This window comes from Arenibacter hampyeongensis (assembly GCF_002909255.1).
In the GTDB taxonomy this organism is placed as follows: Bacteria; Bacteroidota; Bacteroidia; order Flavobacteriales; family Flavobacteriaceae; genus Arenibacter; species Arenibacter hampyeongensis.
This window is the reverse complement of the sequence record NZ_PIOB01000001.1, coordinates 739,259-760,182: the sequence shown is the minus strand read 5'-3', so window position 1 is coordinate 760,182 and position 20,924 is coordinate 739,259. Positions and strand designations below refer to the sequence as shown.

The following is a 20,924-nucleotide window of genomic DNA, read 5'->3' as shown; positions in this document are numbered from 1 at the left end:
TTTAATTATCGGACCTTTAACTTCTTATATATTGCGTTACTACTCCATTCTTTTCAACCAGCTCTTCATATCAACCTCTTTATGGATAATTGACTTTACATCAGCGATTGCAACACGTTGTTGTTCCATAGTATCCCTGTGACGAATGGTAACCGTATTATCTTCCAAGGATTGGTGATCCACTGTAATGCAAAATGGGGTTCCATTGGCATCCTGCCTTCTGTAACGGCGTCCTACAGCATCCTTTTCATCATATACAACATTAAATTCCCATTTAAGATCATCTATAATCTCTTGGGCCAATTCCGGTAAACCGTCCTTTTTCACCAATGGAAAAACTGCCGCCTTGTTAGGTGCCAAAACTGCAGGTAATTTAAGAACCGTTCTTGTGGTATTGTTCTCCAATTCCTCTTCTACCAAGGAGTTTGAAAATACCGCCAAGAACATACGATCCAAACCTATAGAAGTTTCGACCACATAAGGCACATAACTTTCATTAAGTTCAGGATCAAAATATTGTAATTTTTTACCAGAGAATTTTTCGTGGCTACTGAGGTCAAAATCTGTCCTGGAATGGATTCCTTCCAACTCTTTAAATCCAAATGGAAATTTAAATTCTATATCGGCCGCTGCATCAGCGTAATGTGCCAATTTCTCATGGTCGTGGAACCGGTAGTTTTCCCCACCTAACCCCAAGGACAAATGCCAGGCCATCCTTTTTTCCTTCCAGGTTTCATACCATTCCTGTTGGGTGCCTGGACGGATAAAGAATTGCATTTCCATTTGTTCGAACTCCCTTTGACGAAAGATAAACTGTCTTGCAACGATTTCGTTCCTAAAGGCCTTACCAACTTGAGCAATACCGAATGGAATTTTCATTCTTCCTGTCTTTTGAACATTTAGGAAGTTGACAAAAATTCCTTGGGCAGTTTCGGGTCTAAGGTAAAGATCCATTGCACTATCGGCGGAAGCTCCCAATTTAGTACCGAACATTAGATTAAATTGCTTTACATCGGTCCAATTCCTTGAACCCGATAATGGACAGGCAATTTCCAATTCTTCAATCAAATTTTTTACATCTACCAAATCCTCATTCTCCAAGGATTTACCCAATCGCTTTAAAATGGTCGTTATTTGCTCTTGGTAACCTACCACTCTTGGATTGGTTTCCAAAAATTGCTTTTTATCGAAAGAATCGCCAAATCGCTTTTCTGCCTTGGCTACTTCCTTATCTATTTTGGCTTCAATTTTAGCGGTATAATCCTCCACCAAAACATCGGCACGATATCTTTTTTTGGAATCTTTGTTGTCAATTAGTGGATCATTAAACGCATCCACATGGCCAGAGGCCTTCCATACTGTAGGGTGCATAAATATTGCCGTATCCAATCCCACAATATTATCGTTCATCTGAACCATGGCCTTCCACCAATATTCACGGATGTTCTTTTTTAACTCCGCACCGTTTTGGGCATAATCGTATACGGCACTAAGTCCGTCGTAAATTTCGCTGGACTGGAAAACGTATCCATACTCCTTTGCATGCGAGATTACTTTTTTAAAATCGTCTTCTTGTTTCAACATTTGGCAAAAATATAATAATAGTAGAAAAGGTGGTGATTTATTTTAATTGAAATTCCGAAGTCGCCAATAATTTTTCATTCTCGAAAACATTAAGGGTATAGGTTCCTTCGCCCAAAGATCCCTCGGGTACTGAAATTGCATCGCAAACACTGAACTCCTGGCCCATAAAAACCAGTTCCACGCGTTTGCTGTAAACATTTCCATTTACAGAAATGGTATTGGCGTTATCCTCGATTACCCCCATATTAGGCCCTAAAAACTGAAAGTAAATTACCCGTTCTTCATTTTTGGAATTGGGATTTCCCATGATGGTAACACAACCTCTTAATTTGGAAATGATGTTGGCCTTATTGGTCTTAATGTGTTTTCCCGATCGAAACCTAAATCCACTACCTTCGGAATTTTCCAATTTAAGGTAGCTTTTTGTCTTAAGTTCTTGACTAAGCTCTTTGTTCTTCCTTCTTAGTAATGCCTCGGCTTCTGCCAATGAACTGCTCTTTCCCCTAAGTTCTTCTATCATCTTCCTGGTTTCCTCATATTTGTTACCAAGGAGCATGTTGTTATATTTTAGGAAATTGTTCTTTAGCTTAAGGCTATCATTCTTGGCTTCGAGTTTTCTAAGTTCGGTTTTGTATTCCTTTAGTTTTTCAACCGTAAAATTTAAACGGCCAACCGAATCCAATAATTGTTGCACTCTATATTTGGAATCTTGTAATTCAATTTCATTTACCTCATTAAGAGCTGAAAGTCGATCCACATCAGATTTCATTAAAGTAAGGTCCTTAACCAACAATTCTTTCTCTTGCTCCAAAAAACTAATTCTACTTTTGGATTGGGCATAACTATAATAGAAGGCAATGAGAATACCTAATATAATAGCTGCCAAAGCGGCAAGTATTATCTTATAATTAAATTTGTTATCTTCAGTATCCATCTAAAAGCATGCGTATTAAGTAGGTTAATAGTAATTAAGATTTGTGTATTCCAAGATTTCAAATATACTAAACGATATCAACACAATCCTCGTGCCAAGGCTATGTTTTGGATGTAATGCTCCATTATATAGAGGAGAAGAACAGGTTTGTACCGTTTGTCGGAATCAATTACCACTCACCGATTATACATTTAACGCGGAAAACCCTGTTGACCGTATTTTTTACGGAAGAATTAACATAATCAAGGCCAGTGCATTCCTGTTTTTTACTGAAAAAGGAATCGTAAAGAGTATTATCCACTATTTAAAATATAAAAATCAGGAACAAATTGGATCATTATTAGGGAATTGGTATGGCCATATACTCAAGGAAAATAATTTCCTGAACAAAATTGATTATGTAATCCCCGTACCCCTGCACCGAATAAAATTAAGGAAAAGAGGTTACAACCAAGTAGCTCTATTTGCCAAATCGATCGCAGCACATATCAATGCCCAATACTTGGACGAGGTACTGATCAAAACTGCCAATACCAAGACCCAGACCAAAAAATCCAGAATACTTAGGTGGCAAAACAAACAAGCACTCTACATTTTAACGGATCAAGAAATATTCGAGAATAAGAACGTACTATTACTGGACGATGTTATTACCACAGGGGCAACCATGGAGGCCTGTGCCAAAGCATTATCTGGAACCAAGAACATTAATATTTATATTGCCTCAATGGCCATTGTACCATAATTTTACAATTCTACAAATTAGTTGTTTCTTTGTTGAACATTTTCATGACTGCTATGATCCAACGTATTTTAGGATTTTTATTTTTGCTTTTAACGGTCTCGGCCCTCGTACAGTGTGCCCGTAGAGGCACGCCTACTGGAGGTGATAAGGATATTACCCCTCCGAAGTTGATAAAGGCGGAGCCAAAGAATATGTCCATAAATTTTAAGGCCAATAAAATTCGATTGTATTTTGACGAGTATGTTAAACTTAAGGACATTGAAAAGCAGCTCATAGTTTCTCCGCCTTTGAAGTACACCCCTGTGATTACACCCCAGGGATCGGCCAATAAATATGTGGAGATTATCCTAAAAGATACCCTAAAAGAAAATACTACCTACACCTTCAATTTTGGTCAAAGTATTATTGACAATAACGAAGGCAACCCTAATCGAAATTTGACTTATGTATTTTCTACGGGGGATTATATAGATTCCCTTACAGTTTCTGGGGTGGTAAAAGATGCCTTTAACAAAAATGCCGATACTTTTATAAGTATTATGCTTTATGAGATAGATAGTGCCTACACTGATTCTACTATTTATAGGCAACCCCCAAATTATATTACGAACACCTTGGACAGTACCCCTATTTTTCACTTAAAAAATCTAAAAGAGGGGAAATATGCCATGTTCGGGGTGAAAGACGAAGCCAAAAACAACATCTTTAATCAAAAGGTAGATAAAATTGCGTTCATAAAGGACACTATTAGTCTGCCTACAGATTCTGTTTATCTTCTAACAATGTTCAAGGAAATACCGGATTATAGTATTTCTGTCCCAAATTTTGCGGCGAAAAACAAAATCATTTTTGGGTATCAAGGCAATGGCAGGGATATTTCCATTAAACCCTTGAGCACCATACCAGATACGGTTAAAACTAAAATTACCAAAGAGCGGGAAAAAGATACCTTAAACTATTGGTTTACTCCCTTTCAAGTTGACTCGCTCGTTTTTACAGTGTCCAATGAGAAGGAAAGGCTAATAGATACCTTTACTGTAAAAACTAAAAAAGTAGCCTTGGACACCCTATTACTACAGGCCAACCAAAGAGGATCGCTAGAATTTGGAAGACCTTTTTATATTGGGGCCAATACCCCTATTTCAAGTATCGATAGTTCAAAAATAAGTATGATTCGAAAAGATTCCTCCATGGTGAAATTTGCTTTGGCATTGGATACTTTGGGCAATAAAATTGATCTTGATTTTGAAGTAGAGCCCAATGAAAATTACGCTCTAGACTTACTCCCAGGAGCGATAATGGATTTTTTTGGCACTGAAAACGATACACTATCCTTTAAATTGACAACCAAAAGCTATGCGGATTTTGGAAATTTAAGACTTACCTTGGAGGGACCCGTTACATATCCCTTAATAGTGCAATTAACCGATGAGAAAGGGATAACAAAAAAAGAGTTGTTCGCCACTGAGCCCCAAACCTTCGAATTCAGCAATATTGATCCATCAAAATATCTTATTCGATTGATTCTCGATAACAATGGTAACCAAAAATGGGATACGGGAAACTATCTTCAACAAATACAGCCAGAAAGAGTAATCTATTACCCCAATCCTTTGGAAGTAAGGGCCAATTGGGAATTGGAACAAACCTTTACCCTTTCAAACTAAAATGGTCGCGATCGTCCAAGAACTTTAGTTTCTCCCGTGCTTCGGAAATATGTTTCTTATTTAAGGTAGCATAAAGTACGGTATCCTCTTCCGAAAAAACTACGAGGTTACCCAAAACATCAATTACAGTGGAATGGCCAGGATAAATATGTCCGCTATTATCACTACCAGTCCTATTGACCCCAATAACATATGCCATGTTTTCAATGGCACGTGCCTTTAGGAGAGCGTCCCAGGCATTTATTCTTGGTTTTGGCCAATTGGCAACAAAAATAAGCACATCATAATTCTCGGAGTTTCTTGCCCATACTGGAAAGCGAAGATCATAACAAATAAGGGGACAAATCCTAAACCCCTTATAATCAATGATAATCCTCTTTCTCCCTCTGTTATAAATCTTATCCTCACCAGCTAGGGTAAAGGTATGTCGCTTATCATAATAACTGGATTTACCATTGGGCTCCACAAACCAAAGTCTGTTGTAATAATGACCATCCGCAAAAAAGACCATACTACCGGTTATGGCCACATTTTTTTTTTGTGCTTCCTTTTGCATCCACCTAACCGTTTTATCCCCTTCTTCCTTAGCTATATGTTGGGGATCCATGGTAAAGGCGGTTGTGAACATTTCTGGGAGCACGATCAAATCGACATCAGAAGTAATCGAATCCAGTTTATTTGAAAAGTTTTCCCTATTCTTTTCAGGATTTTCCCAAACAAGGGAAGATTGAATAATTGCTACTTTGAGTTCCATTTTATATTGCTCCGATTAAAATACACCTCCGGATGATTCTGGGCGGCCAGTTTGAACAGATGCTCCCGTAGATCCATGAATTTATTTTAGGCCTTTTCCAATAAAGCAATTAGTGATGGCGCCCCCTGTTCTTTTGCATAATCCAAGGCAGAAAGGCCGCGTACATCTTTGATGGCGGTATCTGCACCTTTGTCCAAAAGCATTTTTGCAATCTCTTCCCTATTGAATGTTGCGGCATAAATAAGACAGGTAGCTCCCATAGTATTACGTTCGTTTACATTGGCACCCTTGTCTATCAATTTTTTGGCCACATCCGTATATCCTTTAAAGCAGACACCCATTAGGGCCGTATTACCTGTTGCATCTTTGGCATCGATTTTAGCACCGCTTTCCAACAAAAGATCCGTAATATCCTCCTGGTCGTAGTAGGTGGACAAAATAAGTGGTGTAGACCCCCTTTGATCCTTACTGTCCAGTAGTATGGGATTCTTCTTCAACATGGCACTTACCTCATCAAAGTTCCCGTTTCTAATTTCGTTAAAGAAAAATTCGTTCATAATTAATTCCCGTTAGTTAAATGTATAAAAAAACCATCACTATAATCAATAAAAAATTTCATGAATCGATGTTTCTCCGGGATATTCTTAGGGTCAAATGCCTTGGAGAGTTTAATTGCCAAGTCTTTAAACCCATTTTTAAAAAAGATCTGGTCCAATTACTATCTGATATAGGGATTTAATGGGGTCAACGGATTCCTGGATTGAAATCCTCTGGCGCATTTTGTGGTCGATTAATGGTCCCAGCCTCGCCGGAATCATTAAATAAGGTCCATTCACTGAACGTAAATAACGGGTTGGCCTCGGTGACATTTTCGTTCCTGAAGGCCCTGCCATCCTCAAATTCGTGGTTCGTACCTGAGCCATCTTCGCCCACAACACCGAAACTATCCATTACATTACCAAAAGGGTCTACCAATTGCAAATTATCATCACCATTGGAATCTGCTGGGCTATTTGAAGAAACACTGTGATCGGGCGGGAAACCATAAACTAAATGAAACTGCGAAGCATTAGGCGAAATAACAAAAGTGCTTTCCCCCTGAACCACATATCCGGACAAATCTATGATAGAACTTACTTCAGTGTTATCGTTAGTGTATCTCCTTAAAGTCCAACCCTTTAAATCCAGCATTTCAGAATCTGAATTATAAAGTTCCACGAACCGTGCTCCAGCATCGTTATCAGGATCGGCCAATTCGGAAATAAATAATTTAGTTGAGGTAAATTCATCTACCAAATCCTCACAACGCATTGCAGTAAAGTCAATATCCGAGGTATCCCTAATTACCAATTGATAGTCCTTATTCTCCTTTATTAAGACCCCAGTTATGGTTCCATTACCTTCTGGCAATGGACTGGCCTGAAAATCTGAATACCCACTATTGAGCAGTTCGAGTTCCAAATCTTCACAATTGATCAAGGTCCTTATAGTTTCTTCCTCTTTTTCAGCAAAGGATTGACCTACTTGGATTAATGAAACTTCCATATTGTTAAGCTGAATCAAAGTGCTGATCATGGAGTCCTCCAGCTCATTAATGGAAGTTTTGGCAGGTTCCAACTCTTGCATTGGATCGCACGAATTAAATAAATGTTGCCCTACTTTTGCTGCTGGCAAACGCCCCACGGAAGGGTTGCCAAAAGCACTAAAAACACCCCCCAATTTAATTACCCCTTTACTCATACCCAAATAAAGTCCCTTAGTTTTTAAAAGGATTTTTGACCCAACTTCATAAAATAAGTGCGAATCCCTAAGGTCAACTTCCAATTGCAAGCCTTGAGTGGGGTTCGTTGGATTGTCCTGTATATGAAGGGTACCGAAAAAATTGCCCGCTAGATCGGATGAAACCACATAACCCTCTATAACCAAATCTTCTTGGATCCGTATCAACTCGTCAACGTAAAGCGATTTTAGCTCAGATATAGTAATATTGGCCGAAATATCCGATGGGCAATTAGCTTTGGGGGGCTCGAAATTCCTATCCTTAACACAGGCCATTACAAGATATAACGCCAACAGAGCCACAATGCTTACGATATTGCTGATCCTAAAGTTCATTGTTGTATTATTTATCCTTTTCCGTGTGCGGGGAACAAATTATATATCCTTTCCATCTAACCAAATTGTTGCTGTTCAACCATTTTCATTTAAATGGAAAAAAATCAAAAACTAATTGCAAAATTTATAAAATAGGTACGTCCATAGCCGTACCAATATTTGGGTGCAAACGATGGGTTACCACTTAAATTATCCTGTTGTAACTGTCCAAAATTCCCATTCCTGCTTTGTTCATATCCCCCAGTTCTAAAAATAGCATCAAAAACATTATTTACGCTGGCAAAAACGCTAATATACCTGCCACCTTTTAACCAGGATTTACCACCAACCATATTCAATAAATAGAAATCATCCAATTTATTCTGGGACAATAATTTTTTTACATTTTCATCGGTGGCATTTGGAAATGGGACGCCGGTTTCTGGATCCAGATAAAAACTTTGTGTTCTGGTAATGGCAGAAATGCCCGCATAATTGTTCCCCAAGAAATTGGCAGTGGTACCCACCCACCAATATTTGGGATCTCTGTATTCCACGCCAAATGCCAATGCCTTCTGTGGACCCTGTGCCAATTTGTAGTCCTTAATTTCGGCTATGCCCAAATCTATATTGCCTATAGGATTAAGTATTTCCTCCTCAGCTCCTGCGGTATCAAAATTTATGGACACCAAAGGATCGCTGGCATAAAGAAACTTCCCGACTGCAGCTACTAGGGATAGTTTTACTGCGGACGAAAGCTGATACTCCAAGCCCAATTCCGTACCCAAATGAAGCTTGTCCAAATCTGTAAGGACTTCCTGGACAAAATCACTTCCGACACCTGCATCTACAAAGAAAAAATTAATATCGGTGGTATTCTGAAATCGCGTATAATAGCCTGTTACCCGACCCATTAAATTAGGTAGCCTTATAAAATAGTTAAGATCAGTAGTGGTGATTTTTTCACTTTGTATACTCTTTACAATCTGGTTGTTTTCCCTAGGGTTTATAAAAACATTCTGATAAACTGGAGGTTTATTTAAATACGCCCCATTTAAAATCACCCAATGTCGCCCATTAAATTTATAGGTTATTCCTCCTTTTGCGCCAAAGTTTGAAAAGGTAACCTCATCACCCTTTCCGAAAGAGGCATTCAAAAAACGTTCATTCTTAAATTTGCCGTCTCTCTGGTATTTGGTGGATGTATAATTTATGCCCAAAAATCCACCCCATTTGGGATATGTAACGCTCCATTGGGAAAATGCATCAAACACCCCAGCCTTAATATTATATAGGTAGTTGAATTGGTTGCCATTGGTCTTATTTAGATTTCCATCCACGTCGTTTTTTGTATTGGAAAACGGGTCTATATCCTCATGGTAATCCGCACCCAACAAATCATTTATTTCCGCATAATTATCCGATTCCAAATGGGTATAATACCCGCCAAAATCGAGTTTTAAGTGACTATTTATGTCGTAATTACCAATGGTGGCAACATTAAACTGTTGGTCATTCTCAGTATCTTCATAGGCAATATACACTGCTTTACCTTGGGTAGATACACTGGCATTTGCATTATATAGGTTGTTCCAGTTCAATTGTGGATTTTCCAAAAACCCTTCTTTGGCCGTATTGGCACCTATAAAATTGGCGCCAATTGGACTATTGATATAAAAACTGGGCAAATATCGGTAGTATGTCGGGTCTGGGTTGGGGGCATTGTAATATCCCAATCTGCTTTTGGAGTTAGATCCAACCTGATAGGATATTCCAGTATTAAGATTGAAACTTCTAGAGTTGTAATAGTGGTTCAACATGAAAATAGGCTCTACAATTTTTCTTTCCCTAGAGTTCCTGATTTTACCATTTTGATTTCCCCAATAGGGATTATACCGTTTGCCGGCCAATTGAAAAACTTCCTCAGTAACGGCCGAAGACCTTCCCCGGCGATTGGAAGCCATAATACTTGTTAAACCAATACTGTGTTTATCGTTTAATTGATATTCCAAAGCACCAAAAAAGGAGTACGCATCGTATAAGGTACCATCAATGTAACCTTCCTTGGCCCATCTTCTTGAGGCTGAAACACTATAATAAATATCCTTTTGCGGGACTACGGAAGTATAGGTGGCCATAAATCGCCCAGCATATGTTCTATTGGAAGCCGAAGTAGATAATCGCATACCTTTCCTAAAAGCGGATGGCCTGGTACTAATATTGGTAGTCCCCAAAATACCTCCAAAGGAAAAGTCCGATGCCTGCAATCCATGGGTAAATACCTGATTACGGGTTATATCATTAAGGCCGCCCCAATTATTCCATTGGGGTCGTCCGTCCACCAATTTGTTCATTGGTATACCGTTTAGAAGGACTCTGCCATTTTCCGATCCATATCCACGAACACGAAAAAACGCCTGACCAAAATCGAAGGCCGCCCTGTTAAGGAAAATGTCCTTGGTGGCCTGTAACATGCCCGAGGTCATTGAAATACTTTCATCCTCCACCAAATCGGAATCCGTCAATGTTATTAAATTATCTGTTTTCTCTTGGGCAATATCGCGTTCCAAGTAAATAATTCCCAAATCCAAATCTTGATTTCCTATGGATACGGGCATTATTTTGCTTAGGTAATCTTGGGCATAGATGGTTAATATATAATCGCCAGATCGAATCGATGAAATGTTAAATCTTCCATCGATGGGATTAGGTTTTACAGCCGTAAACCCTGAAATTTCGATTTCGGAAAACACAATATTTTCCTGTGTAACCATATCTTTTACAATGCCCATAACACGGTAGTGTTCCTGTGCATACCCCCAGATGCCATTCAGTATAAAAAAGGATATTGCCAAACCACTTTTCATTGATGAAGATGAAATATTTTAACAAAATGATTATTAAGATATTAATAATTGACAGTTTATTCTTAATTTATTCCAAGAAATTTAATAATTATTCTTACAATATTCCAATCAATTATGTAATCTATGGGCATCTTCTTCACATTTATTGTGTCCCTTTTTATAATTAACGGCACTTTAGCGCAGGAAAGTAAGACCTATAAAATAAGGACTGTGGCCTTTTACAATTTGGAAAACCTATTTGATACGGTCAACGACTCCCTGACTTTTGATGATGACAGAACCCCAATGGGAAAAGACAATTGGACCAATGAGCGTTATGTTCAAAAAATCGACAATATGTCCAAGGTGCTATCGGAAATAGGCAGCCTGGAAGCCCAAACTTCCCCAGACATTATTGGCCTGTGCGAAGTGGAAAATAGACATGTAATTACGGACCTCATCAATCATCTCAATTTGCGGGAGAAAGACTATGGAATAATACATTTTGATTCCCCTGATGAACGTGGAATTGATGTTGCACTTTTATATAAAAAGACAGTCTTCATTCCCTCGTCATTTAGCAGCCTGCGATTAATGCTCACTGATCATGAGGATTTCCGCGATTATACTAGAGATCAATTGGTTGTTGGCGGACTCATGGATGGCGAGGAAATACACTTCATTGTTAACCATTGGCCTTCCAGAAGTGGAGGTGAAGCCCGAAGTAAACCCAATAGAATAGCAGCAGCCAGATTAAACAAAAAAATAATAGATTCTATTTCGAAATTTAATCCAGGGGCCAAAATTATTAGTATGGGCGATTTTAATGACGACCCAGTAGACCATAGTTTTAAGAATATATTAAAAACTAAAGGAAAAGTTGATGCGTTGAAACCCAACGACCTGTTCAATCCCATGGAAAAGCTATATAAAAAGGGAGTGGGATCACTGGCCTATCGCGATAAATGGAACCTTTTTGATCAGATTTATTTTACAGAAAACTTGGTAAACCCAATAAACGGTAATTACCGATTTTGGAAAGCGGGTGTTTTTAATGCACACTATTTGGTTACAAAAAAAGGACAATTTAAAGGCTATCCGTTTCGCACCTATGCAGGAGGGAACTATATTGGTGGATATAGTGACCATTTTCCGGTTTATATCCACCTAATTAAGAAAATTGACTAGAAACTTATTGCGGTAATGCAATTTTGATATTTCTCCATTTCACCTTTATACCCCCTCCATCATGGATTTGAAGTGCAATGGACCCTTTACCTTCACCAATCTTATCATCGGTAATGCTCACCATTTCCGTGCCATTGAGCCAAGAAGTTAATTTGTTCCCGGAAAGCTTAATTTTCATCGTATTCCATTCACCTTCCTTGAGGACCTTATCTTTTTCTGCGTCCGGTTTTATTAACCAACCTCTACCGTAAGACTCGTAAACCCCACCTGTATCATGCCCTGGAGGCGCAACTTCTACCTGCCAACCACTAACCTTGGTGCCATCAATGGTTGATCGGATAAATACACCACTGTTGCCATTTGCTTCCTGTTTAAATTCCAACGTAAGTTCAAAATCATCATAATGTTTATCTGTAGCCAAATATCCGTATTGTTTGTCCGGTCCACTTTCAGACACGAGCAATCCATCTTCCACATACCATTTTTCGGTTCCGTAGACCGTCCATCCACTAAGATCTTCTCCATTAAATAGGGATAATTCTTGGGACACCGTAGGTAAGGCCATAAGAGCCAAAACAACAACTAATAGATTTTTCATTTTAAAATTGATAAGATTTATACTGGATTATAATTTTTTCATTAGTCAATTCCGGCATCGCTTAAATCTGTTTAGAGCGCTGCAAAGAATGCTTGTAATAATTTAATTGAGCCATTGACCCCACGGAATTCTACTTAGGATAAGTATCAATCCCAATCCATAAAAAATGGCAATGGTCTTAAACTTTCTCTTCCCTTCCATTACTTTTTTGTGTTTGGACCAACCAACGGTAATGAACACAACCGCAATGATATTGATAAAAGGATGCTCTACTGCCAGTAATCGGGAAGCCGAGTTTAAACCGCCCATACCCAATGTTTTAATGGCGTTAAGCCCGTTGGAAGAAACAAAAAAGAGCATCAGCCCCACCAAGAGTTGTAAATGCGATAAAATGAGCGCAAACAGGCTAATCCTAAAATCCTTCTTCAAGGTGAAATCCTTTTTTCCCGCCCACCCCAAAATACCGTTGGCCACTGCCAAAAATAGAACAGCCAATACAACATAGGCAAATAAAGAGTGTAAGGAGAGTATCCATTGATGTGCTAATCCGTAATCTTCCATAATTTTGTTTTAATTTATAAATGTAATGAATTTTGGGAATAAAAAAACCCCGCCGTTAAGCGGGGTCCTTAATTTTTGAACTGTAATTATATTAGAAGTTATAGCGCATGCTAACGTTCCAAGTTCTTCCATAACCAAACCTAACCCGGTTGTCGGTGTTTACCCCGTTCCAAACGTCATCTCCAGCTTCAACATGTCTGTTATCCTGAGAACTCTCCAAATACTCTTCATCAAGAAGGTTATTTATATTCAGACGGAACTGTATGGATCTATTATCCTCTTTCCCTACCAATAATCTATAAGACAACCCAGTATCAATAGTATTGTATGATGGTAATTTAATAGCCCCCCTATTATCCTGGCTTCTAAATTCCGAGTCGCCAAAATTTGTGGTTCCATATAGATTATCGTATAAATTCCAGTTGGCGTCCACTTTTAATCTTGGTAAAATTTCATAATTACCGCTGATTCCGGCAGTAAATTGAGCGGCCTGACCAATCTTTACTCCATCAATATAACTTGCATCACCAGTGGACAATATATTTCCATTTTCATCCGAAGTGGTTGTTGTAACGTCTCCGTCGTACTTCCAATCACCCACGGACACAAATCCTTGAAAATTCAATCCGTCTGCAGGACGAGCAAATACTTCCAATTCCACCCCGGAATGTACCTGCTTTAATGGGCTGGATTGTGTAAATTCATCCACAATATTATCATCATCCGTATCATTTGAACTGTAAACTATTCTATTGTCCCAAATGGTATAGTAAACGTTTAAATTGGCAGAGATAACATCACCCAAAAATTTATATCCCCCCTCTAGACCTGTAATTTTCTGATTTTCCTTGCTCAAAGGATTTAGTTGGTTGGAATTTCTATCGTCAACATATAAATCGCTGTGATAAGGCTGACGTGAGTAATAACCTGCATTTACAAATACAATGTTCTGTTCAGACAGACTATATGCGGTACCTGCCTTAACGTTAAAACCTGGGTTGTTGACCTTTTCAGATTCGTCTGCCTGTCCTTCGTTCGCTGCATTTAAAAATTCCGTTCTAACATGGCTTTGGGTAGATGCCGATCCTTGAAAGAAAGCGGAAAAAGCATCTTTGGAATACTCCAACTGGCCAAATACCCCAGCATAGTTAATTACTTCCTCATAGTCATAACCAAATCTTTGTGAATGATCATCATTTGGGTTAAAAGTAATATTCCAAGGATTAATACCTCCATAGGCATTGGTCAGTTCATAGGCACCTCCGTTATAATTACTGGAAGCAGATACTGAATTAACCCCAATAAACTCCCTTACATCCCTAAAGTGGATTCCTTTATATAGACGCACATCTGCACCAAAATTAAAATCCAGATTTTCGTTAATCTTTTTGTTGAAATTGGAAACTAGACCTGACCAGTTATGATTGTTATTTGAACCTCTTGCGTAAAGGGCATCGCCAGTATTCCTATCCGTAATTAATTGGGCAAAACTACCCCTACCGACAGACCCGTACAAAACTGTAGATAAAGAGGAGGTGTCATTAAAAGTCAAATCCCAACTTAAATTGGCCACTGGTTTGTGATAGATATTTCTACCTCCAGGGTAGGCTCCACCATTCAATGTATTAGGGCTATTTACATTGGCAGTATTCCAGGAATTATATTTTCTTCCATTATCCAAAAAAGTCCTTAGATTGTCGGAACCGGCGGCAGCATGCCATTGTGGAGCTCCTGTTAAAATAAAGTTGAAAATATTATTCTCGTTGGGTACATATCCAAAGGACAGGAAATAGGTTTGTCCTTGACCTCCTGTATTATCAACATAACCATCACCTTGCCAGTGCCCCAGCATTGCAGCTACAGACAAGCCATTTTCCATTAAACCTGTAGAATAATATCCTGTCGTCTTGATATAATTATCATTGCCGATCATAGATTGGACAAAACCTCCTTCACGTTTATCCAATGTTTTGGTTACTATATTCACCGTTCCTCCAACAGAAGAAATTGCCAATTTGGAAGACCCCAATCCCCTTTGCACCTGAATTGCATTGGCAATATCCAAAACACCGGACCAGTTGGACCAGTACATTTTACCATCTTCCATTCCGTTAATTGGCTGTCCGTTTAATAAGAAGGCCGTATTGGTCTGATCAAATCCTCTTAAGAACATTTGACCATCTCCAAACCCACCACCTTTTACATTTTGCACAGAAGGGGTAGACTTTAAAACCTCTGGTAGATCCCAATTCCCGGTTTTTTCCCTTATTTCGTTGGCCTTTATTGTAGAAACGGCGATTGGTGTTTGTCTATCGTCCGCTAAATCTATAATCCCTGAACCAACAATTACCACTCCTTCCAATTCCTGAGCATCTGGATTTAGGGAAATGGCCCCTATATTACCTACTGAAGTAAAATTTACTTTCTTACTAATAAATCCAATATAGGAGATTACCAAAGTTCCCGAACTTTGGGCAACGTCTATGGTAAAGTTACCATCAAAGTCTGCGGCAACCCCATTTGTAGTTCCTTGAACCAAAATATTAGCTCCTGGTAGGGGGTCTCCAAAATCACCATCCACTACAGAACCGGTAATAGTTCCTTGGGCAAACCCAACTGCCGTTAATAAAACTGCGGCAATAACAAAGTACATTTTTTTCATTTTTCTTAGAGTTAATTAGTTTTAAATAATTGCTGCAAAAGTGATTTAATTTTTACAACAATATATTACCATAATGTTAAATTAGTCGGTGCAAATTTAACATTATAAACCTAAAAACTCCTGAAAAACAGGTTGTTATTGCCATTTGTTAGGCATTGGCAAAAATGTCTTTTATTTCTTAAATAAATCCAAAAGATTTAACGTAGAAGCATCATGATTCGCAATTTCCGAACCCTCAATGTCGTTCAAAATGGCAGTAGCCAACTGTTTACCCAACTCTACACCCCATTGATCGTAACTATAAATATTCCATACGATCCCTTGTACGTATATTTTATGCTCATATAGTGCTATAAGCGACCCCAGGCTCTTGGGTGTCAGTTTATTAATAAAAAGGGTATTGGTAGGTTTGTTCCCCTCAAAGACCTTGAATGGCAAAATTCCCGCAATTTCTTTTTCCGGCACCTTTTTATCCTCCAACTCTTTCCTAACCTCTTCAGAAGTCTTGCCATTCATAAGCGCCTCCGTTTGAGCGAAAAAGTTGGCCATTAATTTATTGTGGTGGTCTTTATCTCCATGCAAAGAATCCTTAAAACCAATAAAATCGGTTGGAATCAATTTGGTGCCTTGATGGATCAATTGAAAAAAGGCATGCTGTGAATTTGTTCCTGGCTCACCCCAGATTATGGTACCTGTTTCATAGGTTACCTTATTACCGTTCCTATCCACACTTTTTCCATTGCTCTCCATGATACCCTGTTGCAAATAGGCGGAAAACCTACTTAAATATTGGGTATAAGGAATAATAGCCTCGGTCTCTGCTCCATAAAAATTATTGTACCAAATACTAATAAGTGCTAAAATAACAGGAATATTCTCAGAAAAATTGGCCTTCTTAAAATGGTCATCCATTTCATTGGCCCCAACCAACATATTATCAAAATTCTTGTAGCCTACTGCCAATGCAATGGAAAGTCCAACGGCGCTCCATAAAGAAAACCTACCTCCGACCCAGTCCCACATAGGAAATACATTCTCCGGAACAATTCCAAATTCGGATATTTTCTCGGTATTGGTAGACACTGCAGCGAAATGCTTGGCTACATCCTTTTGGGTTGCGTGCTTAAGGAACCATTTCTTTATAGTTGTAGCATTGCTCAAGGTTTCCTGAGTGGTAAACGTCTTGGAAACCACGACGAACAATGTTGTTTCGGGATCTAACCCTTTTAGGGTTTCATAAACATGATCCCCATCCACATTGCTGACAAAATGCATTTTTAAATGGTTACCATAAAATTTTAAAGCTTCCACCACCATGGCAGGTCCTAGATCCGAACCCCCAATACCTATATTCACCACATCGGTAAAGGTCTTTCCGGTATAGCCCTTTTTAGATCCAGAAATAACTGAATCCGTGAATGACTTTATTTTTTGTTTTACATCATAAATCTCTGGAACAATGTTAACCCCATCAACTTTGATTATATCTGATTCTTTTGCCCTAAGGGCTGTGTGAAGAACTTCCCTCCCCTCAGTATTATTTATTATTTCTCCTTCAAACTGCTTTCGGATTGCGTCCTTTAATCCTACTTCATTGGCCAATTGCAAAAGAAGTTCCAAGGTTTCTTGGGTAATCCTATTCTTTGAATAGTCGACCAGAAAGTCGTTCCAACGAATACTGTGCTTTTTTGCCCGATCGGAATCTTGAGCAAACAAGTCTTTTAAAGTTGTACTGGAATTCTTTTTAAAATGTTCTACAAGTTTTTTCCAGGCGTCGGTTTTGGTTGGGTCAGTGTTCTGTAAGGCCATTTTATTAATTGAGTGTTAGCAAATCTTCTTCTGGCAATTCTATATATTCTATACAATCCAATTGACTTTTTCTTGGTCCCACAAAATCCAAGTACTCTATTTTTAGGCTATCTGCTATAGGCTCGGCTGCCGGTAATTTTTCCCTAAGGGGATCTACTTGATGGCCATTTTTCCAAAATCTATAACATACATGGGGACCACCGGTATTGCCTGTCATTCCGATCTCACCTATTACATCTCCCTGCTTCACAAAATCACCTTTCTTCACATTCTGTTTCCTCATATGGAGATACTGGGTGCTATAAGTACCATTGTGCTGGATCTTTACATACTTACCGTTGCCACCTTTTCTTGTGGATTCTGTAACGGTACCATTGGCGGTAGCTAAAATTGGAGTCCCAATAGGAGCTGCATAATCCGTTCCCTTATGCGGCCTAACCTTATAACCATAATAGGCAATTCTTCTATTTAAATTATACCTAGAGGATATTCTACTGAATTGAACTGGGGATTGCAAAAACGTACGTCTTAGGTTTTTGGCTTGATCGTCATAATAATCATTAATGTTTTTTGTAGAATCAGCAACAAAATTAAAGGCATAAAAGGGCTCACCATTATGTTCAAAATAAGCGGCCTCAATTCCGCTGGCACCTGCATAAATGGTGTCGTTGATATACTTTTCCTTGTAGATTACCTTAAACCTATCTCCCTTCTGAAGTCTGAAAAAATCAATGGTCCAAGCATAAATTTCGGATAAATTATTGGTAACGTTGTAGTCTATGCCCTGTTGCAAAATAGCTTCGGACAAAGAAGATTCAATAACACCTGAAGCTTCGCGCTCCACATATTTAACCTTTTGCTTTTTCTTATAGGCCATTACACTATCCCTAAAATCGACCACGGTATAGTTAATGGGATCATTCTGATAAATAAAAACCTGGGCATGATTAGCCGTATCCTTGGATTTTAAAATTAGATAAGGTTTTCCTACAACTATTTTACGGACATCGAAAGTATCCCTGAAGTGCTCGGAAACCCTGGCAATTTTAGGATAATCAACACTATTTTTTAACATTAACTCTCCAAAACTGTCGCCGTTTTTTACGGTATCGCGCAGAACCTCAAAATCGTTCATATCAAACCCAAACTCTTTAACAACGACAGGTTTTTCTATAGTTACCACCTCTGCTATTTCGTGCGATACAGGTTTGTCCTCCTTACATGAAATTATAAAAACTAAACTTAAAACTAGGCCCCAATATTTTTGCATTGTTATTCTATACTTTTTCTGGGTTAAAGATATGGTCTACCCACTGTTTTCCCCAATTATTTAACTCTTGTTTTGTATACAGTTCCGGAAAAAATACAACTTTCTGGAAATTTGGAGGCAAATATTCCTTCCAATTTGTCCCTCCTGTGGCATCGATCTGTGCATTGTCCTTTGTCAAGTAACGATATGCCGACCCCATATGCATCAAGGGCCAATTTACGTTGGCATTGATGTCCAAAGCTTTTAACGCTTCAACCAGGGTTTTATTATCCTTACTCTGCTGTGGCAATTGTTGGTATTTGTGATATATAGTACTGTTATTCACTTGGTTGGCAATTCGTATCAATCTTGGCGTATAACGGTATTCAAATTGCTTTAGAGTCAAGGTTTTCTCACCTGTAACAACATCGGTAGCTCCTTTTTTCCAATATATATGTTCGTATAAATCCTCAATGCTATTTTTGGATGAAAAATTATGCCTTTCCGAGAAGTACACCAGGTTCTCCAATGGTGTTGCATACAGCTCAATCATCCTATATTGGGCAGATTGAAATCCACTTGCCGGGAGCAATGCCATTCTGTACTGCATAAATTGCTCGCGTTGCATCCCCTTGATCATAACACTAAACGAAGAGATCAAAACTTGGTAGTAACTATTGATACGGTTAGCTTTTTCAATAAAAAAATCCACATCCTGGGTCTTATCATCCACTATTTGCTTTTGTTCGTGGAGGATAAGCTTAAAATACAATTCGGTAATCTGATGGTACATTATAAATATCTCCTCGTCCGGGAAATGTGTCCTGGGCACTTGGATACTTAACAAGGTATCCAAATGAATGTAATCCCAATAGGTGAGATAGCGCTGATATAGAAGGCCATCCAAATAAGAGCTTAGGTCTTGCCCAGAATCCTTGTATTTTTCTTCTAGTTTGGAAATCTGGGAATCAATATGCTCTTTATTCATTTTAATCCATTATTATTTTAAATTGATGTTTGAGTCCGTTGTAGCCATCCAAATCGGCCTTTATAGACCCAACACTCAAATCGGCCTGTATTCTAACAGGAATTCTATTATTATCATTGGATACCCAAAGCGACAAACTTTCCTGTTCCTTGAATACCCTTCCAGATTGCACATACGGCCTAAACCTTAAACATTCGACCTTGCCATATTTTGTCTTTAAAACCTCCATTCCCAAATATTTAAGCTTAAACTTAAATACTCCGTCATCATCATAAAGCAAGTTTAATTCGATGGACTCTCCTTCAACCAATTCTTCAACTTTGTAGTTGTTTCGGAGAAAATAAAAGGCCGAAACTAAATCCTGTATGCCCTCTTGGATGGTAAAATTAAACTTTTTATCCTTTTTTTTATCGTTTAGCACCGCAATATCCTTGTTGTGGTCAAAATTTACTTCAATATCTTTGGTATATCCACCTTCATCAATTTTTCTAATAAATTTATAAGGCCTTCCATCCCGCTTATCAAAATAGCTTTCATAGGTGTCGTCCACCTTAAAAAATATACTGGCGAAACCAGTTGTTTTACCGTTGCCTACCACATGATAGACAGGAACTCCGTCCAAATTATGGGATTTTACCTGTAGTGTAGCGTAACTGGCATTCAGAAATCCATAATGGATTCTAAATTTTAACCATTCTCCTATTTTAAAAGCAGACGTACTTTCTGAATCTTCAGGCATATGTGCCCCCCCCTCATTTTCCAGCTGCTGAACTTGGGAATTAATAGTAAATCCAAAAATTAAAACCAGTACAATGCAAATCTTTTTCATCTGTTTAATTTGATCTATTACAAAAGGGCAAGAAATACTTTTCGCCCATCAACATAAGAGGATATATTTAACGTAATTGGCAAGGTTGATATTTTGCAAAAGTCTAAATAACACCTCTTTAGTGTTGTAAAATTAATAAAAACGATTTTACTATTCTTTTATTTGATATTACTTAAACAAAATTTGTTCCAAAAATAAACCCACAAAAAAAAGCCCAGTCGCAAAACTGGGCTTTTCCTAAATAACCAACCAAACTTTAAATTATGAAAAACCAATACTTAAAGTTGTAAGGGAACCACCCCTTACAAGAACAAATTTAATACAAGATTTACTTTAAAAATAAGATTTAACTTACTTTAACGATTCTATTAACACTATTTAATAATTAGCTGCCCAAAATTGGCAAAAAGTTAAGA

Annotated in this window: 16 protein-coding genes; 3 read left to right on the top strand and 13 right to left on the bottom strand. The window is 38.3% G+C overall.

The window, feature by feature from the left end:
* Positions 1-39: 39 nt before the first annotated feature.
* Together CWD91_RS03065 and CWD91_RS03060 are read right to left on the bottom strand one after the other, a co-directional pair.
* Positions 40-1,584: a glycine--tRNA ligase gene (locus CWD91_RS03065; protein WP_103439457.1), complete on the bottom strand. Its 1,545-nt coding sequence runs from the start codon at positions 1,582-1,584 to the stop codon at positions 40-42.
* A 37-nt stretch (positions 1,585-1,621) separates the two neighbouring features.
* Entirely contained in the window at positions 1,622-2,518 is an 897-nt protein-coding gene (locus CWD91_RS03060) for an AAA family ATPase (protein ID WP_103439456.1), read from the bottom strand.
* Between the two features lie 91 nt (positions 2,519-2,609).
* Between CWD91_RS03060 and CWD91_RS03055 the strand changes: the two genes are divergently transcribed.
* Together CWD91_RS03055 and CWD91_RS03050 are read left to right on the top strand one after the other, a co-directional pair.
* Complete coding sequence (locus tag CWD91_RS03055) at positions 2,610-3,263, top strand: ComF family protein (RefSeq protein ID WP_239985625.1); 654 nt, start codon at positions 2,610-2,612, stop codon at positions 3,261-3,263.
* Between the two features lie 29 nt (positions 3,264-3,292).
* The gene (locus tag CWD91_RS03050) at positions 3,293-4,930 is read left to right on the top strand and encodes an Ig-like domain-containing protein (protein ID WP_317045595.1); all 1,638 of its coding nucleotides are present in this window, start codon (positions 3,293-3,295) and stop codon (positions 4,928-4,930) included.
* On the opposite strand, the gene CWD91_RS03045 is transcribed toward CWD91_RS03050, so the two are convergent.
* The 4 genes from CWD91_RS03045 to CWD91_RS03030 all read right to left on the bottom strand — a co-directional run bounded on the left by CWD91_RS03045 (position 4,914) and on the right by CWD91_RS03030 (position 10,645).
* Positions 4,914-5,684 carry an amidohydrolase gene (locus tag CWD91_RS03045; protein WP_103439453.1) on the bottom strand — a complete coding sequence of 257 codons (771 nt, stop codon included), beginning with the start codon at positions 5,682-5,684 and terminating at the stop codon, positions 4,914-4,916. The two genes, CWD91_RS03050 and CWD91_RS03045, sit on opposite strands and share 17 nt — an antisense overlap.
* A gap of 86 nt (positions 5,685-5,770) precedes the next feature.
* Positions 5,771-6,241 carry an ankyrin repeat domain-containing protein gene (locus CWD91_RS03040; RefSeq protein ID WP_103439452.1) on the bottom strand — a complete coding sequence of 157 codons (471 nt, stop codon included), beginning with the start codon at positions 6,239-6,241 and terminating at the stop codon, positions 5,771-5,773.
* 187 nt (positions 6,242-6,428) lie between these two features.
* Positions 6,429-7,799, bottom strand: a complete 1,371-nt coding sequence (locus tag CWD91_RS03035; RefSeq protein ID WP_103439451.1) for a DUF5689 domain-containing protein — start codon at positions 7,797-7,799, stop codon at positions 6,429-6,431.
* A gap of 104 nt (positions 7,800-7,903) precedes the next feature.
* Positions 7,904-10,645, bottom strand: a complete 2,742-nt coding sequence (locus tag CWD91_RS03030; protein ID WP_103439450.1) for a TonB-dependent receptor — start codon at positions 10,643-10,645, stop codon at positions 7,904-7,906.
* A 123-nt stretch (positions 10,646-10,768) separates the two neighbouring features.
* Between CWD91_RS03030 and CWD91_RS03025 the strand changes: the two genes are divergently transcribed.
* Positions 10,769-11,812, top strand: coding sequence for an endonuclease/exonuclease/phosphatase family protein (locus CWD91_RS03025; protein WP_103439449.1), 1,044 nt, complete (start codon positions 10,769-10,771; stop codon positions 11,810-11,812).
* 4 nt (positions 11,813-11,816) lie between these two features.
* Here the strand turns inward: CWD91_RS03025 and CWD91_RS03020 are convergent, their stop codons facing one another.
* The 7 genes from CWD91_RS03020 to CWD91_RS02990 form a co-directional block, all read right to left on the bottom strand.
* Positions 11,817-12,410 carry a 3-keto-disaccharide hydrolase gene (locus tag CWD91_RS03020; protein WP_103439448.1) on the bottom strand — a complete coding sequence of 198 codons (594 nt, stop codon included), beginning with the start codon at positions 12,408-12,410 and terminating at the stop codon, positions 11,817-11,819.
* Between the two features lie 102 nt (positions 12,411-12,512).
* Positions 12,513-12,971 (bottom strand): hypothetical protein, encoded by a 459-nt coding sequence (locus CWD91_RS03015; RefSeq protein ID WP_103439447.1) that lies wholly within the window; start codon positions 12,969-12,971, stop codon positions 12,513-12,515.
* 91 nt (positions 12,972-13,062) lie between these two features.
* On the bottom strand, positions 13,063-15,633 hold the full coding sequence (locus tag CWD91_RS03010) for a TonB-dependent receptor (protein WP_103439446.1): 2,571 nt from the start codon (positions 15,631-15,633) through the stop codon (positions 13,063-13,065).
* A 171-nt stretch (positions 15,634-15,804) separates the two neighbouring features.
* Positions 15,805-17,442 (bottom strand): glucose-6-phosphate isomerase, encoded by a 1,638-nt coding sequence (gene pgi, locus CWD91_RS03005; RefSeq protein WP_103439445.1) that lies wholly within the window; start codon positions 17,440-17,442, stop codon positions 15,805-15,807.
* Between the two features lie 4 nt (positions 17,443-17,446).
* The gene (locus CWD91_RS03000) at positions 17,447-18,712 is read right to left on the bottom strand and encodes a peptidoglycan DD-metalloendopeptidase family protein (protein ID WP_103439444.1); all 1,266 of its coding nucleotides are present in this window, start codon (positions 18,710-18,712) and stop codon (positions 17,447-17,449) included.
* A gap of 7 nt (positions 18,713-18,719) precedes the next feature.
* The gene (locus tag CWD91_RS02995; RefSeq protein ID WP_103439443.1) at positions 18,720-19,679 is read right to left on the bottom strand and encodes a tryptophan 2,3-dioxygenase family protein; all 960 of its coding nucleotides are present in this window, start codon (positions 19,677-19,679) and stop codon (positions 18,720-18,722) included.
* 1 nt (position 19,680) lies between these two features.
* Positions 19,681-20,508 (bottom strand): DUF3108 domain-containing protein, encoded by an 828-nt coding sequence (locus CWD91_RS02990; RefSeq protein WP_103439442.1) that lies wholly within the window; start codon positions 20,506-20,508, stop codon positions 19,681-19,683.
* Between the last annotated feature and the right edge of the window lie 416 nt (positions 20,509-20,924).

Coding starts and splice junctions, on each gene's coding strand:
- CWD91_RS03065 (WP_103439457.1), bottom strand. CDS start 1,584: ATGTTGAAACAAGAAGACGATTTTAAAAAAGTAATCTCGCATGCAAAG.
- CWD91_RS03060 (WP_103439456.1), bottom strand. CDS start 2,518: ATGGATACTGAAGATAACAAATTTAATTATAAGATAATACTTGCCGCT.
- CWD91_RS03045 (WP_103439453.1), bottom strand. CDS start 5,684: ATGGAACTCAAAGTAGCAATTATTCAATCTTCCCTTGTTTGGGAAAAT.
- CWD91_RS03040 (WP_103439452.1), bottom strand. CDS start 6,241: ATGAACGAATTTTTCTTTAACGAAATTAGAAACGGGAACTTTGATGAG.
- CWD91_RS03035 (WP_103439451.1), bottom strand. CDS start 7,799: ATGAACTTTAGGATCAGCAATATCGTAAGCATTGTGGCTCTGTTGGCG.
- CWD91_RS03030 (WP_103439450.1), bottom strand. CDS start 10,645: ATGAAAAGTGGTTTGGCAATATCCTTTTTTATACTGAATGGCATCTGG.
- CWD91_RS03025 (WP_103439449.1), top strand. CDS start 10,769: ATGGGCATCTTCTTCACATTTATTGTGTCCCTTTTTATAATTAACGGC.
- CWD91_RS03020 (WP_103439448.1), bottom strand. CDS start 12,410: ATGAAAAATCTATTAGTTGTTGTTTTGGCTCTTATGGCCTTACCTACG.
- CWD91_RS03015 (WP_103439447.1), bottom strand. CDS start 12,971: ATGGAAGATTACGGATTAGCACATCAATGGATACTCTCCTTACACTCT.
- CWD91_RS03010 (WP_103439446.1), bottom strand. CDS start 15,633: ATGAAAAAAATGTACTTTGTTATTGCCGCAGTTTTATTAACGGCAGTT.
- pgi (WP_103439445.1), bottom strand. CDS start 17,442: ATGGCCTTACAGAACACTGACCCAACCAAAACCGACGCCTGGAAAAAA.
- CWD91_RS03000 (WP_103439444.1), bottom strand. CDS start 18,712: ATGCAAAAATATTGGGGCCTAGTTTTAAGTTTAGTTTTTATAATTTCA.
- CWD91_RS02995 (WP_103439443.1), bottom strand. CDS start 19,679: ATGAATAAAGAGCATATTGATTCCCAGATTTCCAAACTAGAAGAAAAA.
- CWD91_RS02990 (WP_103439442.1), bottom strand. CDS start 20,508: ATGAAAAAGATTTGCATTGTACTGGTTTTAATTTTTGGATTTACTATT.